Raw genomic sequence first — 17,731 nt, 5'->3', positions numbered from 1 at the left:
CGTTGCAGAACGGGGAATTTTGCGGGGCTTTCCGAAATAATGTGCTTGTCGGCTCAACTGCCATGATTACGGAATGTAAAACGGGGAAACATGGCGCCGATTTGCGCCACCGTGCGCGCCGCCGGATAGCCGTGCAGGGGGCGCCCGGACAGCGCCGCATCCGCGCAGCCTTCGGCGCGGAACTGCTGCAGCACGTAGTTATCGACGCCTTTGGCGGCCAGAGTGGAGGCCAGGGCCAGCAGCTGGTCGTCCGGCAGCAGGTCCGGATGGGTGGTGGTGCGGCATTCGTAGGCGACGCCGCTGGCGAGGATGGCATCCAGGCAGGCGCGCGCCGGGTTGCCGCTGCCGGCCACGCGGGTCACATGTCGATAGTCGGCAAACGGCGCCTTGATGTCGAAGCCCACCCAGTCGACCAGGGGCAGCACTTCCTGCAGGCGCTGCGGATAGATGCAGGCCGTGTGCAGGCCGATGCCGAAACCCAGTTCCCTGACGTCCTGCATGGCGCGGCCCAGCGCCGGATCCATGCACGCTTCGCCGCCGCTGAAGACGACGGCGTCGACCAGGCCCGTTCTGCGGCGCAGCCAGGTCAGGACGTCCTGCCACGGCATGGCGCCTTCCGGCGTGCGCGCCTGCAGGTGCGGATTGTGGCAATAGCCGCAACGCCAGGGACAGCCCTGCACGAACACCACGGCCGCCAGCTTGCCGGGATAGTCGGTGGCGGAAAAGGGCGTCAGGCCGCCCACCTTCAATTCAGCCGCCATGGCAGGCGGGCTGGCCGACCCGGGCGCTCGCTTCCGTAAAATACTGGCGTTCGTGGAATTCGCCCTGCTTGCCGATGTTGAACGAGGCGACGGGGCGGTGGTAGCCCATCACGCGGGTCCAGATTTCGCAGCGCTGGCGTTCCGTATCGAGCAGGGTGATGGCGGGAGTGAAGTCGGGACGTGCATTCATGGCGTTTCCTTAAGTGATGGAGCAGGTTGGGCTTGCTTGCGGGCAATGAGCTCCGCATCGCAGGTGGGACAGAATTCATGCTTGCCGGCCAGGTAGCCGTGGCGCGGGCAGATGGAAAATGTGGGCGTGACGGTGATGTAGGGCAGCGAAAAGCGGCTCAGCGCGCGTTTTACCAGCTCGCGGCAGGCGTTGGCGTCGGACAGCGCTTCCGTCATGTACAGGTGCAGCACCGTGCCGCCCGTGTATTTGCGCTGCAGCACATCCTGTAATTCCAGCGCCTCGAACGGGTCGTCCGTGTGGCCGACGGGCAGTTGCGACGAATTCGTGTAATACGGGTTGTCGGCGGTGCCTGCCTGCAGGATGGCGGGAAAGCGCTTGCGGTCTTCGCGGGCGAAGCGGTAGGTCGTGCCTTCGGCCGGCGTCGCTTCCAGGTTGTACATATGGCCCGTCTCTTCCTGGAAGGCCACCATGCGGGCGCGCACGTGGTCGAGCAGGCGCACGGCCAGCGCGTGGCCTTCTGGCGTCGTGATGTCCCAGGCGTCGCCGCTGAAATTGCGGATCATCTCGTTGATGCCGTTCACGCCCAAGGTGGAAAAGTGGTTGCGCAGGGTGCCCAGATAGCGTTTCGTGTACGGGAACAGGCCTTGCTGCATCAATTCCTCGATGGTGCGGCGCTTGATTTCCAGGCTGGTCTTGCCCAGTTCCAGCAGGCGGTCCAGGTCTGCCATCAAGGCTGGTTCGTCGCCGCGCCACAGGTGGCCCAGGCGCGCGCAATTGATCGTCACCACGCCCAGGGAGCCCGTCTGCTCGGCGGAGCCGAACAGGCCATTGCCCCGTTTCAGCAATTCGCGCAAGTCCAGCTGCAATCGGCAGCACATGGAGCGGATCATGTTCGGCTTGAGTTCCGAATTGATGAAATTCTGGAAGTAGGGCAGGCCGTAGCGGGCCGTCATTTCGAACAGGCATTCGGCATTCTCGCTATGCCAGTCGAAATCCTCGGTGATGTTATAGGTGGGGATGGGGAAGGTGAAGACGCGGCCCTTGGCGTCGCCCGCCATCATGATCTCGATGTAGGCGCGGTTGATCATGTCCATTTCCGCCTGCAGCTCGCCATAGCTGAAGTCCATCTCCTGGCCGGCGATGACGGGAATCTGCTCGCGCAGGTCGTCCGGGCAAACCCAGTCGAAGGTGAGGTTGGTGAACGGCGTCTGCGTACCCCAGCGCGATGGCACGTTGAGGTTGAAGATCAGTTCCTGCATGTACTGGCGCACGTCTTCGTAGCGCAGGCTGTCCTTGCGGATGTAGGGCGCCATATAGGTGTCGAAGGAGCTGAACGCCTGCGCGCCGGCCCACTCGTTTTGCAGCGTGCCGAGAAAATTGACGATCTGGCCGATGGCGCTCGACATGTGTTTCGGCGGACCGGACTCGATCTTGCCCGGCACGCCATTCAAGCCTTCGTGCAGCAGGGTGCGCAGCGACCAGCCGGCGCAATAGCCGGCCAGCATGTCGAGGTCGTGGATGTGCAGCGCCGCTTCGCGGTGCGCCGCGCCCACTTCCGGCGGATAGACCTGGTCCAGCCAGTAGTTGGCGATGACCTTGCCCGACACATTGAGTATCAGGCCGCCCAGCGAGTAACCCTGGTTGGCGTTGGCGTTGACACGCCAGTCGCGCCGGTCCAGGTATTCATTGATGGACGCGGCGACATCGACCTGGCCGCGTGTGGGGGAAACTGCATTCGTCGTCATGAAACCTCCAATAAACACAACATGCGGTGTTTTTATGGAGATTAATCACTAAATATAGTGGCGTCAAAGGGTGCGTGCAGTGGCGTGACGAATCCTTGATGCAGGTGAAAAAAGCGCCCTCGTTTACTTTTTCAGGCGGCCCTGGCGCAGGATGAAGGCGCTCGCGGCGAAGTAGGCGGCGCCGCAGACGGCGATGCTGAGGATGGAGGCGGGCAGCACGTGCGCCCAGATTTCCCGCGTCGAGAAGGTGCTCCAGCTGGCCACGCGCGCGTCGAACGTGACGTAATTGGCCAGCAGCCAGTAGACGGCCAGCAGTCCCGTGCAGATGGCGGCCTGGCGCGTCACGGGCATGGCGCGGCGCGCGAAGACGGCTTGCAGGAACAGCAGCAGCACGCCCGGATACGCGCCCAGTACTTCGGGCGACAGCACGGAGAGCGCCTCGGCGTCGTAGCCTTCCGTGGGGGAGGCCCACTGCACCTGCAGCACGGTGAGGAACAGGGTGAGCAGGAAGATCAGCAGCGGTTTGCGGGGCATGGCGGGCAATCGAAGAGGGAGAAAAGGAGGGCATTTTACAGCCAGGTCAAGCAAGTTGAACGCGCACCAGCCATGCATGCATTCCTTCACCTGCGTCAAGGACTGGGCAGCCTGGGCGGGGCTATAGTCTGCACCCTGAGCCGATACAGGACTGTGAACACCATGATGCTTGAATCAACCACCGCCACCCGCGTGGCCGGACCGCTGGAACTGGTCTGTCCCGCCGGCAGCCTGCCAGCCTTGAAAGCGGCCGTCGACAATGGCGCCGACACCGTGTACCTGGGCTTTCGCGACGCCACCAATGCGCGCAATTTCGCCGGCCTCAATTTCGACGAGAAGGCCATCGCCGAGGGCGTGCGCTACGCCCATCAATATGGGCGCAAGGTGCTGCTGGCGCTGAACACCTATCCGCAGCCGCACAACTGGGCCGTGTGGCGCAGCGCCATCGACCGCGCCGCCGATGCCGGCATCGACGCCATGATCGTGGCCGATCCGGGCTTGATGGCGTATGCGGCCCAGCACCACCCGCAGCTGCGCCTGCACCTGTCCGTCCAGGGCTCGGCCACCAACTACGAAGCCATCAATTTTTACCATGAACACTTCGGCATCGCCCGCGCCGTGCTGCCGCGCGTGCTGTCGATGGCGCAGGTGGAGCAACTGATCGCCAAGACGGAAGTCGAGATCGAGGTGTTCGGCTTCGGCAGCCTGTGCGTGATGGTCGAGGGACGCTGCGCGCTGTCGTCGTATGCGACGGGCGAGGCGCCGAATACCCATGGCGTGTGCTCGCCGGCGAAATCCGTGCGCTGGCTGGAAACGCCAAACGGCCTCGAGTCGCGCCTGAACGGCGTGCTGATCGACCGCTATGCGCCCGGCGAGAACGCCAGCTATCCCACCCTGTGCAAGGGGCGTTTCGAAGTCAATGACGAAGAGTATTACGCCATCGAGGAGCCGGCCAGCCTGAATACCCTGGCGCTGCTGCCGCAGTTGATCGCCATGGGCGTGCGCGCCGTGAAGATCGAAGGGCGCCAGCGTAGTCCCGCCTACGTGGCGCAGGTCACGCGCGTGTGGCGCGAAGCGATCGACGCCTGCCGCGAAGGCAATGCGCGCTATGCCGTCAAGCCGGGCTGGATGGCGGCCATGGACAAGCTGGCCGAAGGCCAGCAGCACACCTTGGGCGCTTACCACAGATCTTGGAAATAGAGGATGAACATGCTGAAGCTTTCACTGGGCCCTTTGCTGTACTACTGGCCGCGCGCCACCGTCTTCGAGTTTTACCAGCAGATCGCCGGCACCGCCGTCGATATCGTCTACCTGGGCGAAACCGTCTGCTCGCGCCGGCATGAGGTGCGCCTGGCCGACTGGCTCGATATCGCGGACATGCTGGCCGCCGCCGGCAAGGAAGTGGTGCTGTCGACGCAGGCGCTGATCGAGGCGGGCGCGGAACTGGCGACCTTGCGCCGCATCACGGGCAATGGCCGCTATTCGGTCGAGGCCAACGACATGGGCGCCGTGCACTGCATGGAAAAGGGCACGTCCTTCGTCGCCGGTCCCCATTTGAACCTGTTCAATGGCCCCAGCCTGCAATTGCTGGCGCGCCTGGGCGCGCGGCGCTGGGTGATGCCGCTGGAAATGGGGCAGACGGCGCTGGCCGAGATGCAGCGCCAGAAGCCGGAAGGGCTGGAGACGGAAGTCTTCGCCTACGGGCGCATGCCGCTGGCGTTTTCCGCGCGCTGCTTCACGGCGCGCAACCGCAACCTGCCGAAGGACGATTGCGGCTACAGCTGCCTGGAAGAGCCGGACGGCCTGCTGCTGCGCACGCGCGACGAAGTGCCCTTCCTCGTACTGAATGGCACGCAGACGCAGTCGGCGCTCGTCTACAACCTGGTGCGCGAACTCGACGCCATGCGCGACATGGGCGTGGCGGTGGCGCGCATCAGCCCGCAGGCCATGCATACGGAACAGGTCATCGCCATCTTCGACCGCGCCCGCCGCGGCCAGGTCAGCGGCATCGGCGCCCAGGCTCAGCTGGCGGCCTGCCAGCCGGCCGGCGCCTGCGACGGCTACTGGCACGGCCAGCCCGGCATGGAACAGCACGCCGCCCATTGAACGCCTCGAAAGGAAGCACCATGCAAGATCAACTGGAAAGATTGCCCGTCCCGGCGCCGGTCCCCGCCCGTCCCGGCATGAGCAAGCCCGCAGTGTCGTACCGGCTGCCGGAACCGCTGGCCGAATTGCTGTCCAAACTGCCCCCGTATCCCGCCTCCTGGCTGTTCGTGCAGGGCTTGAACCGCCTGCTGGCGCCGCAATTGCCCGACGACGTGCGGCGCAGCCTGGAAGGGCGCAGCTTGCGCTTGCGGCTGCTGGACGCGGGCATCGCCTTCGACTTCGAGTGGCAGGGCACGGTGTTCGTGGCGGAGCGCTATGCGGACGTGCCGGACCTGTGCATCGCCGCCAGCGTGCATGATTTGATGCTGCTGGCGCGGCGCCAGGAGGATCCGGACACGCTGTTCTTCAGCCGCCGTCTGAGCCTGGAAGGCGACACGGAACTGGGCTTGCTGTTCAAGAATACGCTCGATGCCATCGAGTTGCCGCCATTCGACCTGCAGGCGCTGGGACCGCGCCGCGTGCTGGCGCATCTGCGCGACCGGGGCGCGCGCGAAGGCTGAGCGAAAAAAGGGAGGGCGGGCGCTCAGTGGCGCTCAGTGGCGGCAGTGGCCGCAGGCGCCGCTGCACGAAGCCAGCTGTTCTTCATCCGTCGCCTCGCCCATGAAGCCGGCGTCATTGACGGCGGCCAGCAGGCGTTCCTGCGTGGCCAGCCGCTCGTCGAACTGCACCGTGGCGCCGTGGCGCGCCAGCGAGACGCACACGGTGGCCACGCCCGTGACGGCTTCGAGCGCGCCCGTCAGCCTGTCGGCGCAGCCTTCATGATCCATTCCGATAATATTCAAGCGTGCTGTCTGCATGGGTTCCTCTTGTTTTTCAGATAAAAAAACAGCGTAGGCGAGCCATGCGCATGCCGTCCAGAGCAGCACGCAAGATTTATTTTGTATTTGCGGTTTTATTGATCTGGATTAATCCCCAGCCCTGCGGGTCACCTTGAAAGTGCTGTTGTTTTGTACACAGTTGCCGTATTCCAGTCGACAAGCGTGCCCTGCTGCGCGATACTGTCATTCTGATAAGAACGCTATGACAGCGCTGGAAAGGAGGGGCCATGCAGCGCCGCCCCCTGCTCAAGCTTGCCGCCCTGTGGCCATTGGGCGCGGTCGCCGGCGCGCCGCCGCTGCCGCTCGTGTATCCGCGCCACCAGGCGCTCGATGATCCGCAGCAAGGTTATGTGACGGCCTTGCTGCAACAGGCGCTGGCCAGGTCGGGCCAGGCGTATGCCTTGCGCCGCTCCGAACTGCGCATGGTGCAGACGCGCGCGATGCAGGAAATCGCCACTGCGTCGGGCGGTGTCGACGTCGTCTGGGCCATGACGAGCCGCGCGCGCGAAACGCAATTGTTGCCAGTGCGCATTCCCATCGACCGCGGCCTGATCGGCTGGCGCGTGGCCCTGATCCAGGCCCGCCAGCCGCAACTGCTGCGCGGCGTGCGCAGCATCGCCGCCCTGGCGCGGCTGTCGGCCGGCCAGATGCGCGACTGGCCCGACTCCGCCATCCTGCAGGCGAATGGCTTGCGCCTCGATACCTCGAGTACCTACGAAGGCCTGTTCCAGCAACTGGCGGCAGGGCGCATCGATTACTTTCCCCGTTCTGTAATCGAGGCGCAAAGCGAACTGGCCAGCCATGCGCACTTGCCGCTGGCGCTCGACGCCCACCTGGTCATCCGCTACCCGGCCGCGCTGTACTTCTTTGTCGGCAAGCATCGGCCGGAACTGGCACGCCACATTGAACGGGGATTGGAAAGCATGCTTGCCGATGGCAGTTTCGCGCAGCTGTTCCAGCGCCATTTCGGCCGTCTCGCGGACGGCCTGCAGCTATCCCGGCGCCACGTGCTGGAGCTGGCCAATCCCGACTTGCCGGAGGAGACGCCGCTGGCGCGCAAGGCACTTTGGTATCGTCCAAAACATTACTAATAATCTTATTGATCAATGTCAAACAGCGGCTTCAATCGTGCGCCCGATGTTTGATGAAGCGCAAAGCGAGTTCAACAGAACACCTGTTGACACTTATTAAATTTTCGCCGAACATAATTCCACGTTGCAACTTTTTCCCAGCACAAGCGCTTGCCGCAGGTGTCGTGCGGGAGCCGTGCGCCCGTTCCACAGCCAGCTGCCGCCAGCCGCCGAACGCGCTGTCCCCTTGTCACCATCCGTTATCTTTTCGAAGGTTTGTCCATGCTCGATTCGATCACGTCCGTATTGCACCAGGTGCCGGAACTGGCCCTGTTCCTGGCGCTGGCGCTCGGTTACGCGGTAGGGCAGATACGCTTCGGCCCCATCCAGCTGGGCGGCGTGTGCGGCACCCTCATCGCCGCGCTGCTGATCGGCCAGCTGGGCATCACCCTGGACGCCAGCGTCAAGAATGTCTTCTTCATGCTGTTCATCTTTGCCCTCGGCTATGCGGGCGGTCCCCAGTTCTTTGCCAACCTGAATGCCAAGGGCTTGCGCCTGGGCCTGCTGTGCCTGATCGAAGTGGTGGTGGTGCTGGCGCTGGTGCTGCTGGCCACGCGCTTCCTGGGCCTGGACCAGGGCACGGCGGCCGGCATGATGGCGGGCGCGGCGACGGAGTCGGCCGTCGTCGGCACGGCTACGGACGCCATTTCGAAGCTGGCGCTGCCGGCCGCCCGCATCGCTGAGCTGCAGGCCAACGTCGTCACCGCGTATTCGATCACGTACATCTTTGGCCTGATCGCCATCGTCATCGTCACCAGCCAGATCTTTCCGCTGTTGCTGCGTGTCAATTTGCGCGAAGAAGCCGATAAATTGTGGGAAAAGATGGGCGGCGCGCAGACCGACGGCGACGGCGTGCAGGCCACGCCGGAGATGGTGGGGCGCGCCTACCGCATCAGCCGCGGCGCGGGACGCCGCCTCGACGCCTTGCAGCATATCTTTGCGGGCCGCGCCAGCATCACGCGCGTGCGCCGGCATGGCAAGGTCTTGCCCTTGGAACCGGCATTGCGCCTGCGCAATAACGACGAAGTGCTGGTGATCGGCCACCGTCCCGCGCTGGTGGCGGCCGAAGCCATCCTGGGCGAGGAATTTGCCGATACGACGGGCTTGAACATGGCCGTCTCCGCCGTCGAAGTGGTGCTGCAGCAAGCCGCGCTGGTGGGCCAGCCCTTGCGCCAGTTGGCCTTGCCCTCCGGCGTGCACGTGGCGGCCGTCGTGCGTGGCGAGCACAGCATGCCGCCCTTGCCGGACCTGGCCCTGCAGCGCGACGACGTGCTGCGCCTGTACGGCACGACGGAAGGGCGCGAGCTGAACACGGCGCTGGCCGCCATCGGCAAGCGCGTGCCCACGGGCGACCGCAGCAATATCGTCTACGCCAGCATCGGCATCGTGCTGGGCGTGTATATCGGCGGCTTTTCCGCCAAGCTGGGCGGCATCCCGTTTTCGCTGGGCACGGGCGGCGGCGCCTTGCTGACGGGCCTCGTGTTCGGCTGGTACCAGGCGCGCAAGCCGGGCATGCAGGGCATCCCCTCCAGCGCGCTCGACATGATGAAGGATATCGGCCTGGCCACCTTCATCGCCTGCGTGGGCCTGGCGTCGGGGCCGCAGGCGATCGATCTGATCCGCCAGTACGGCCTGTCCTTGCCGCTGATGGGGATATTGATCGCCGTCATCCCCGCCTCGCTGTCGCTGCTGGTGGGACACTTTTTCCTCAAGCTGGAAGCGCCCGTGCTGCTGGGTGCCATCGCCGGCCAGCAGTGCAGCACGCCGGCCCTGTCGGCCGTGCAGAATGCGGCCGGCAATTCCACGCCCTTGCTGGGCTACACGATTACGTATGCCATCTCGAACGTGGTGCTGCCCCTGCTGGGGCCGCTGATCGTGGCCCTGGCCGGGTCGGTGCACGCATGAGCAGCCAGCAAGGGCAAACGCAGTAAAGAATTCCTTCAACACGAAAGGCGGTCCGCATGGAATGGTTGCACGAGTTATTCAAGAAGTCGCCTGAAATTGCCTTGTTTCTCTCCCTGGCAGTGGGTTACTACATCGGCAAGATCAAGTTCGGCTCGTTTCAGCTGGGCGGGGTCGCCGGTTCACTCCTGGTGGCGGTGCTCGTCAGCCAGGTGGGCGTCGCCATCGATCCCGGCGTGAAATCGGTGCTGTTCGCGCTGTTCATCTACGCCGTCGGCTATGAAAGCGGGCCGCAATTCTTCAATTCGCTGGGGCGCCAGTCCGTGCGCGAAATCATCCTGGCCGTCGTGCTGGCCGTGACGGCGCTGCTGACGGTGGTCATCCTGGCCAAGGTGTTTGGCCTGGACAAGGGCCTGGCAGCGGGCGTGGCGGCGGGCGGCTTGACGCAGTCGGCCATCATCGGCACGGCCGGCGACGCGATCACCAAGCTGGGCCTGGCGGCCGACGAAGTGGCGCGCCTGCAGGGCAACGTGGCCGTCGGCTATGCCGTGACGTATGTGTTCGGCTCGTTTGGCGCCATCATTGTCTGCGTCAATATCTTGCCGAAACTTATGGGGCGCACCATCCGCGAAGATGCGATCAAGGCGGAAACGGCGCTGCAGGCAGGCGTGCAAGTGCTGGGGCCGGGCCAGACGCCGGCCGCGCCCGACCTCATCGGCCGCATCTACGACGTGGGTCCGGGCGCCGGGCGCTCCGTGGCGGACATCGAAAGCGCCCATCCGAGCACGGCCATCACCATCGAACGCGTGAAACGCAATGGTCAGATCATCGACGTCAGCCCGGACCTGGTGCTGGCGGCCGACGATATCGTGCTGCTGGTGGGCCGGCGCGAAGCCATGCTCAGCGTGTCTTCCCAGCTGGGCAAGGAATTGCTGGCCGTCGAAGGCATGGAACTGGTGATGCAGCGCCGCGACATGGTGCTGACCAACAAGGCTTACCACAACAAGACGGTGGGCGAAATCCGCAGCGCGACGGCGCCGGGCGTGCGCCACGGCATCTTTGTCGTGCAACTGAGCCGCATGGGCAAGATTCTGCCCATGCAAGCGGAAACCGTCGTGCAGACGGGCGACGTGGTGACCATCTACGGCGCCGAGCAGGACGTCAAGCGCGTGGCGGCCGAAGTGGGCTACATGATCGTGCCGAGCGCCAAGACGGACTTCGTCTACATGGGCGCTGGCCTCGTCGTCGGTTTGCTCGTGGGCTTGCTGGTGGCGCGCATCGGCTCGATTCCGCTGACCCTGGGCAGCGGCGGCGGCGTGCTGCTGTCGGGCCTGGTATTCGGCTGGTTCCGCGCCAAGCGCCAGACGTTTGGCTACATGCCCAGCGGCGCCGTGCAAATCCTGAAAGACCTGGGCCTGGCCGGCTTCGTTGCCGTCGTCGGCCTCACGTCCGGCCTGCAAGCCGTGCAAACCGTGCGCGAACACGGTCTGACCCTGTTCGGCGTGGGCGTGGTGGTGACCATCCTGCCGATGATCTTGACCATGCTGATCGGCCGCTACATCTTGCGTTATGACAACGTCGCCATCTTCGCGGGCGCCTTGTCCGGCTCGCGCAGCGCCAATCCCGCGTTCGGCGAAGTGCTGAACGCGGCGCAAAACTCGATTCCCACCGTACCGTTTGCCATCACGTATGCCCTGGCCAACGTTTTCCTGACCTTGCTGGGGCCGCTGATTGTGGCCTTCGTCTGAGTCGGGCGTATTTGCAGGACCTAAGCCGCCTGTGCGGGGCTTTTCCCATATTGTCAGTTGATAAGGAGTCGTTGAAATGGATTTCAGTAACCCAAGCAAACTCGCGCTGTTGAGCCCCTTCGAATTGAAGGATGCGCTGATCCAGACGGCCAAGCAAAGCAACCGTCTGATGCTCAATGCGGGCCGCGGCAACCCGAATTTCCTGGCCACCACGCCGCGCCACGGCTTCTTCCAGTTCGGCCAGTTTGCCATGACGGAAGCGGAACGTTCCTATGTGTACATGGATGACGTGGGCGGCTTCCCCACGCGCGACGGCATCGAGGCGCGCTTCGAAATCTTCGTGCGCAAGCATGAAGGCAACCCCGGCGTGCATTTCATCGAGGCAGCCATGTCGTATGTACGCGACCAGCTGGGCCTGGACGCGGGCGACTTCATCTATGAGATGTGCGAAGCCATTCTCGGCTGCAACTATCCCGTGCCGGACCGCATGCTGCGCCTGTCCGAGAAAATCGTCGGCCAGTATATCCACCGCGAAATGATCGGCGACCATCCGTTCGTCGGCAACTTCGACATGTACGCCGTCGAAGGGGGCACGGCGGCCATGACGTATCTGTTCGCCAGCCTGAAATCGAACCACATCATCCAGGAAGGCGACACGATTGCCCTGGGCATGCCGATCTTCACGCCGTACATCGAGATTCCCCAGCTCAATGATTACAAGCTGAACACCGTGCATATTGATGCGCCTCAATCGAACAATTGGCAATTCACAAAGAAAGAGCTGGACAAGCTGCTGGACCCGAAAGTCAAGGCCTTCTTCCTCGTCAATCCCAGCAATCCGCCATCCGTCAAGATCGACGATGACACACTGGAATACATTGCCAAGATCATCAAGAAGCGCCCGGACCTGATCATCCTGACCGATGACGTGTACGGCACGTTTGCCGACAACTTCGTCTCGCTGTTCGCCATGTGCCCGTACAACACCATCCTCGTGTATTCGTTCTCGAAATACTTCGGCGCGACGGGCTGGCGCATGGGCGTGGTGGCCACGCATGAGAAAAATGTACTCGACGACAAGATTGCCAAGTTGCCGGAAACCATCAAGAAGCAGCTCGATGCGCGTTATCACTCCATCACGACGGAGCCGCGCGAGCTGAAATTCATCGACCGCCTGGTAGCCGACAGCCGCACGGTGGCGCTGAACCATACGGCCGGCCTGTCCACGCCCGTGCAGGCGCAGATGACCTTGTTCTCCCTGTTCTCGCTGATGGATGAAGAGCAAAAGTACAAGCAGTCGATGAAACGCATCGTGCTGCGCCGCAAGGAAGCGCTGTACCGCGAACTGGGCTTGCCGATGGTGCACGACGCCAATTCCGTGCGCTACTACCACCTGCTGGACATGGAATCGCTGGCCGCGCAGATGCACGGCGTGGAGTTTTCGCAGTGGCTGCTGAAAAAGCTCAAACCGAACGAAGCGCTGTTCCGCCTGGCCGAGGAAACGGGCGTCATCCTGTTGCCTGGCCGCGGCTTCGGCACCACGCACCCGTCCGGCCGCGTGTCGCTGGCCAACCTGAACGAATACGACTACGCCAACATCGGCCGCGCCATCCGCAACATGGCGTCCGAGTTCTTTGCCGTATTTGAAAAGGAAAAGGAGAAGGGCGGCAAGAAGGCGAAGAAGTAATTCGCCGGGTAGCTGCTTGAGCTCAACGGGCGCCCCGCAAGAGGCGCCCGTTTTTATGTGTCGGCTCCGGTAACCAATAGTGCAGGCTGGAATAGACATCCGTAGATATAATTGCTATTGTGAAAGTATAAACATGGCAACCCCGTGCTTTCCCCTCATTCATTGACTGGACGCTACATGGGCAGATTGCAAGGACACTTATCATTATTGCTGGCGGGCGCGCTGGGCGCGGCCATGCCCGCCCTGGCGCAGTTGCCGGCCGGCGCGCCGCTGACATTCAACGAAGCGCTGCAGCAGGCGGCCCAGGCTTCGGGCGCCGTGCAGGGCGCCGCGCTCGACGTGCGCGCGAAAACACTGAAGGCGGAAGCCTTGTCGAATATCGATGGCCCTTCCGTGGACTTGACGGCGTTTCGCGGCCGTTTGTCGACGGATTTGAGCATCGACACGAGCGGCTTGTCCGGCGTGGTGGGCGGCATCGAATCCGTGCTGCCGCCGATTCCCGGCTTGCCCACGCCGCACATTCCCAACTCCCTGAACCGCGAAGTGGTGACGGATCTAACCTCGTTCGGCTTGCTGGGCATGTGGCCCATCTACACGGGCGGGCGCCTGGACGCCGTCAAGGGGCTCGCATCGAGCCTGACCCTGGCCGCGCAGGCGGAGCGCACGGAAGCGGAAGAGCAACTGGCCACCCTGGTGGCGCAGCGCTATTTCCAGTTGCTGCTGGCCAAGAGAGTGGTGGCCGTGCGGGCCGAAGTGACGGCCGGCGTGACGCAGCACCAGCGCGACGCGGCCAAGCTGGAAAAGGGCGGCCTGATTTCTCGCGCAGAACGCTTGCGCGCCGACGTGGCCCTGGACAGCGCCCGCAGCGACGAAGCGCAGGCGCGCAGCGACGAGGAAATCGCCCAGGTGGCGCTCGATCGTTTGCTCGCCGTCAATACGCAAGTGCGCCCCAGCACGCCGCTGTTCGTCAACAGCTTGCCGGTCGGCACCTTGCAATCGTTCATCAGCACGGGCATGCGCGAAAATGCGAACTGGAAGAAGATCGACAGCAAGCGCGTGCAGGCCGAGCAAGCCTTGAAGCTGCATGGCAAGGAATACGCGCCTACCGTGTTTGCCATCGGTAACTACAATTTGAACCGTGGCAACGAAAAGCTCGTGCGCTCGAACTGGGCCGTCGGCCTGGTCGTGTCCGTACCCCTCGTGCACCGCATCAATACGGGCAAGATGATCGCCGCCGCCAAGCTCGACCAGGAGCGGGTGGAAGTGGTGGCGCGCCAGGCCGAGCGCGACATTCCCACCCTGATCGAAAAGAATTGGCGCGCGCTGGAAAACGCCCGTATCCAGTACCTGTCCACGGCCTCGTCGGTGGAGCTGGCCCGAGAAAATATCCGCTTGCAAACCGTGGCTTTCCAGCAAGGGCAAGTGACGTCGCTGGAAGTGGTCGACGCGCGCCTGAACCTGGCGAAGGTGGAAACCCAGCGCGCGCAGACGGCCTATAACTATGTGATGGGGCTGGCGCAATTGCTGGAAGCGACGGGCGAGACGCAGCGCCTGGGCAGCCTGGCGGCCGCGGCCGATATCCAATTACCTGTGGACAAATAATAATGAGCACCTCCAAAAAACCCTTGGCCATAGTCGCCGCCGTCATTGTCCTGGCCTTCGTGGGCTGGGGCTTGTACCAGGCCTTCCAGCCGCAGCGCCTGCCCTTGCAGGGACAGATGGATGCGCAGGAAGTCAATGTCTCGTCGAAAGTGCCGGGCCGGGTGGGCGAGCTGTACGTCAAGCTGGGCCAGACGGTGCCGAAAGGTGAGCTGCTGTTCCAGCTGACGAGTCCGGAAGTGGATGCGAAGATCGCGCAAGCGACGGCCGCCACGCAAGCGGCCGAAGCCGTGGCGCACAAGGCGCAAGCGGGAGCGCGTCCGGAAGAAATTGCGGCTGCGAAAGCGAACTGGGAGCGGGCGCAAACGGGGGCCAGCATCGCCAAGACCACGTATACCCGCGTCAACAATATGTTCGAGCAAGGCGTGATTGCCCAGCAGAAACGTGATGAGGCGCAAGCGCAATGGCGCGCGGCCGACCAGCTGGCCCAAGCGGCCCGCGCCCAGTTTGATATGGCGCAAAAGGGCGCCCGTCCCGAAGACAAGACGGCTGCCGCCGCCCAGGCGCGCCAGGTGGGCGCCGTGCTGACGGAAGCGCAGATCGCGCTGGCCGAGACGAAGATTGCCGCGCCGGTGGCGGGCCAGGTCAGCAAGATCCAGATCCAGCCGGGCGAATTGGCGCCGCAAGGTTTTCCCGTGATTACCCTGGTGAACCTCGATGACGCCTGGGCCGTGCTGCAAGTGCGTGAAGACGAGATGGCGGCGTTTTCCATGGGCAGCACGCACACGGCGAACGTGCCGGCCTTGAAACAGCAACTGAGCTTCAAGGTCAGCTCGGTCGCCGTGCTGCCGGACTTCGCCACGTGGCGCGCGGCCCGTCCGGGTGGCACGGATCTGCGCACGTTTGAAATCCGCCTGCGTCCCGCCATCAAGGTCGAAGGCTTGCGTCCGGGCATGTCGGTCGTGTTCCCACCGCTCTGATAGCCGATGAGCGAGATTGACAAAGAGCAGCCGGCGGCGCTGGCACGCGAGTGGCAGCGGCTGCGCGGCGACTTCTGGGACTTCGGCATGCTCAGCTGGATTCCTGTCGTGCTGTGCGGCATGCTGTGGCTGGTGTTTTCGGCCGGCATCGCGCGCGACTTGCCCATCGTCGTCATCGATAACGACAATTCCACCCTGTCGCGCCAGCTCACGCGCTGGCTCGACGCTTCGCCCGGCATCCAGGTGGCGGCGAAAGTGGCGTCCAGCGACGAAGCCCTGCATCGTTTGCGCGAGCGCACGGCGTTCGGCTATCTGCTGATCCCGAACGATTTCGAGCAGAAACTGCTGGGCGGCCGGCAAGCCACCGTGCAATGGCTGTACAACGCGCAGTTTTCCTCGCACGCGGGCGCCTTGCTGCGCGACGTGCGCACGGTCAGCACGACCTTGTCGGCCGGCATCGAGATGACGGCGCGGGTGAAAAAGGGTATGTCGGGCGTGCAGGCGGCGGCCCAGTTTGAACCGATACGCACGACCTTGAACAGTTTGTATAACGAAAACATCAGCTATGAAGCATTTTTAACGTTGGCGCTGATGCCGGCCATGCTGCAGATTTTCATCGTCGTCGCCGTCGTCACGAGTATCGGACGCGAGTTGCGCGACGGTACGGTGCCGCAATGGCTGGTCTCGGCCCACGGCAGCTGGCTGCGCGCCGTGGGCGCCAAGCTGCTGTTTCCCCTCGTCGCCTACTGCGCGCTGGCGCTGCTGTACTTGCTGTTCTTCAGCCTGGCGCGGGATTGGGCCGTGGCGGGCAGCTTGCCGGCATTGCTGCTGAGCATGCTGTTGCTGGTGCTCGCGTATTGCGGCCTGGCCACCTTGCTGATCGCCGCCACCCTGTCCCTGCGTTTGGCGCTGTCGGGCGCGGCCTTCATCACGGCGCCCGCTTTCGCGTTTGCGGGCCAGGCTTTTCCCTTGATGGCCATGCCGGCGCCAGCGCGCGCCTGGGCGGAAGCCTTGCCGCTCACGCATTACTTGCAATTGCAAACGAAATACTGGCTGGCCGGCGCGCCATGGCGCTATGGCGTGCAGGAAATGCTGATACTGGCCGGCATCGCCATCGGCTGCGGCGCCGTGGGCGTATTCCTGCTGGCGCGCCGCGCGAATGCGCCTGCGGCCTGGGGACGCACATGATCTGGCCGGCCTTTGTCGCCACCTGGCGCGCCATGCTGACGGACAAGGGAGCGCTGACCTTGCTGTTTATCGGCGGCATCATCTATTCCTTCTTCTATCCGCTGCCGTATTCGACGGAAATCGTCCAGCGCGTGCCCGTGGCGGTCGTCGACCAGGACCGCAGCGCCATGTCGCGCCAGCTGACGCGCTTCGCCATGGCCCACCCGTCGCTGCACGTGGTCGCCGTCACGCCGGACTTGCCCGTCGCGCAAGATTTATTATGGCGCGACCAGGTCATGGGCGTATTGATCATTCCCGACGGTTTGCAGACGGACGTGCTGGCCGGCCGCGCCGCCCACGCGCAAGTGGCGGGCAATGGCTTGTACTTGATGCTGAACAAGGTGGCCCTGAACGGGCTGGCCGAAGTGGTGGGCACGGTGTCGGCCGGTATTGAGCTCAAGCGTTTGGGCGCGGGCACGCCGTCCACCATCCAGGCCAACCAGCAGCGCTCGCCCATCGCCTTCGACGCCGTGCCCCTGTTTAACGTCAAGGAAGGCTATGGCGCCTACGTCGTGCCGGGCGTGGCGACCTTGATCGTGCAGCAGACCTTGCTGATCGGCATGACCATGCTGTTCGGCACCTGGTACCAGCGCAAGGCCTTTCCCGTGGCGGGCAGGCGCACGGCGGGTGGGTATATGGGCATGCTGCTGGCGTTTGCCTGCGTCGCGTTTTTGAACTGCTGCTATTTCTTCGGTTTCGTCTTCTGGTTCCAGGATTACCCCCGTGGCGGCAACTTTGGCGGCATGCTCTTGCTGCTGGTGCTGTTCTCGCTGTGTGAGGCGGCCTTCGGCATGTTGCTGGGCATGCTGTTCCGCACGCGCGAGCGGGGCACGCAGCTGATGATCGCCACCTCGATGCCCGTGCTGTTCCTCGCGGGCCTGACCTGGCCCGTGTCGTCCATGCCCGTCGTGCTGCAATGGCTGCGCTGGCTGCTGCCATCGACGGCCGGTATCCAGGGCTTTGTTGCGCTTAATCAAATGGGTGCCTCGCTGTATGAAATCCGCCATGAAGTGGCGGGGCTGCTGGCCTTGCTGGTCGCTTGCGTGGCGCTTGGCTGGTGGCGCTGGCGCGGGATGGAGGAGACTGTTGTCGATTTGAACAAGGCGTAACTGGGCCGATATGCAATAATTTCGTTTCCACATTAAATAACAACGCCTGACAAAACCGTAGCGAGCGGAAGGGAGTTGCGGCCGAGAAGTGCAACTGTGCGAATGTACAGTGAGCATCGCAGGCCGTAAATACCG

The 17,731-nt window shown here is 63.7% G+C and carries 16 protein-coding genes; 11 read left to right on the top strand and 5 right to left on the bottom strand.

The annotated features are described in order from the left end of the window. Nucleotides 1-53: 53 nt before the first annotated feature. From OX460_RS14265 to OX460_RS14250, 4 genes are all read right to left on the bottom strand, one after another. Nucleotides 54-761 (bottom strand): anaerobic ribonucleoside-triphosphate reductase activating protein, encoded by a 708-nt coding sequence (locus tag OX460_RS14265; protein WP_251351948.1) that lies wholly within the window; start codon nt 759-761, stop codon nt 54-56. Continuing rightward, nucleotides 751-951 (bottom strand): anaerobic ribonucleoside-triphosphate reductase, encoded by a 201-nt coding sequence (gene nrdD / locus OX460_RS14260; RefSeq protein ID WP_092712624.1) that lies wholly within the window; start codon nt 949-951, stop codon nt 751-753. Before nrdD ends, OX460_RS14265 begins: the two co-directional genes overlap by 11 nt. Then, on the bottom strand, nt 948-2,696 hold the full coding sequence (locus OX460_RS14255; protein ID WP_251351947.1) for a ribonucleoside triphosphate reductase: 1,749 nt from the start codon (nt 2,694-2,696) through the stop codon (nt 948-950). Before OX460_RS14255 ends, nrdD begins: the two co-directional genes overlap by 4 nt. A 123-nt stretch (nt 2,697-2,819) precedes the next feature. After that, entirely contained in the window at nt 2,820-3,230 is a 411-nt protein-coding gene (locus OX460_RS14250; RefSeq protein ID WP_251351946.1) for a hypothetical protein, read from the bottom strand. 165 nt (nt 3,231-3,395) lie between these two features. On the opposite strand from OX460_RS14250, the gene OX460_RS14245 reads away from it, so the two are divergent. From OX460_RS14245 to OX460_RS14235, 3 genes are read left to right on the top strand one after another with little or no spacing between them, the layout of a single operon-like run. After that, a complete protein-coding gene (locus OX460_RS14245; protein WP_251351972.1) occupies nt 3,396-4,430 on the top strand; it encodes a peptidase U32 family protein in 1,035 nt (344 codons plus the stop codon). A gap of 9 nt (nt 4,431-4,439) precedes the next feature. Then, on the top strand, nt 4,440-5,336 hold the full coding sequence (locus tag OX460_RS14240) for a U32 family peptidase (RefSeq protein WP_099668143.1): 897 nt from the start codon (nt 4,440-4,442) through the stop codon (nt 5,334-5,336). Nucleotides 5,337-5,356: 20 nt separating this feature from the next. Beyond that, entirely contained in the window at nt 5,357-5,896 is a 540-nt protein-coding gene (locus tag OX460_RS14235) for an SCP2 sterol-binding domain-containing protein (protein ID WP_289899053.1), read from the top strand. A gap of 33 nt (nt 5,897-5,929) precedes the next feature. Here OX460_RS14235 and OX460_RS14230 read toward each other — a convergent pair whose 3' ends face one another. Further along, on the bottom strand, nt 5,930-6,193 hold the full coding sequence (locus OX460_RS14230) for a heavy-metal-associated domain-containing protein (RefSeq protein WP_077402408.1): 264 nt from the start codon (nt 6,191-6,193) through the stop codon (nt 5,930-5,932). 248 nt (nt 6,194-6,441) lie between these two features. Between OX460_RS14230 and OX460_RS14225 the strand changes: the two genes are divergently transcribed. The 8 genes from OX460_RS14225 (at nt 6,442) to OX460_RS14190 (ending at nt 17,596) form a co-directional block, all read left to right on the top strand. Beyond that, nucleotides 6,442-7,305, top strand: a complete 864-nt coding sequence (locus tag OX460_RS14225) for a transporter substrate-binding domain-containing protein (RefSeq protein WP_289899052.1) — start codon at nt 6,442-6,444, stop codon at nt 7,303-7,305. A 261-nt stretch (nt 7,306-7,566) separates the two neighbouring features. Next, the gene (gene aspT / locus OX460_RS14220; protein ID WP_289899051.1) at nt 7,567-9,249 is read left to right on the top strand and encodes an aspartate-alanine antiporter; all 1,683 of its coding nucleotides are present in this window, start codon (nt 7,567-7,569) and stop codon (nt 9,247-9,249) included. Nucleotides 9,250-9,305: 56 nt separating this feature from the next. Continuing rightward, on the top strand, nt 9,306-10,994 hold the full coding sequence (gene aspT / locus OX460_RS14215) for an aspartate-alanine antiporter (protein WP_099664622.1): 1,689 nt from the start codon (nt 9,306-9,308) through the stop codon (nt 10,992-10,994). Between the two features lie 76 nt (nt 10,995-11,070). Then, nucleotides 11,071-12,681, top strand: coding sequence for a bifunctional aspartate transaminase/aspartate 4-decarboxylase (locus tag OX460_RS14210; RefSeq protein WP_099664621.1), 1,611 nt, complete (start codon nt 11,071-11,073; stop codon nt 12,679-12,681). Nucleotides 12,682-12,858: 177 nt separating this feature from the next. Further along, nucleotides 12,859-14,283, top strand: coding sequence for a TolC family protein (locus OX460_RS14205; protein ID WP_289899050.1), 1,425 nt, complete (start codon nt 12,859-12,861; stop codon nt 14,281-14,283). Nucleotides 14,284-14,285: 2 nt separating this feature from the next. Beyond that, nucleotides 14,286-15,260, top strand: a complete 975-nt coding sequence (locus tag OX460_RS14200; RefSeq protein WP_289899049.1) for an HlyD family secretion protein — start codon at nt 14,286-14,288, stop codon at nt 15,258-15,260. A gap of 6 nt (nt 15,261-15,266) precedes the next feature. Then, the gene (locus OX460_RS14195) at nt 15,267-16,448 is read left to right on the top strand and encodes an ABC transporter permease (RefSeq protein ID WP_289899048.1); all 1,182 of its coding nucleotides are present in this window, start codon (nt 15,267-15,269) and stop codon (nt 16,446-16,448) included. After that, complete coding sequence (locus OX460_RS14190) at nt 16,445-17,596, top strand: ABC transporter permease (RefSeq protein ID WP_289899047.1); 1,152 nt, start codon at nt 16,445-16,447, stop codon at nt 17,594-17,596. Before OX460_RS14195 ends, OX460_RS14190 begins: the two co-directional genes overlap by 4 nt. Nucleotides 17,597-17,731: the final 135 nt, after the last annotated feature.

The sequence above is a fragment of the Janthinobacterium sp. SUN033 genome (assembly GCF_030397595.1).
Lineage (GTDB): Bacteria > Pseudomonadota > Gammaproteobacteria > Burkholderiales > Burkholderiaceae_D > Janthinobacterium > Janthinobacterium kumbetense.
Note: the sequence above shows the minus strand (reverse complement) of the source record. Positions and strands in the feature narration are given on the sequence as shown.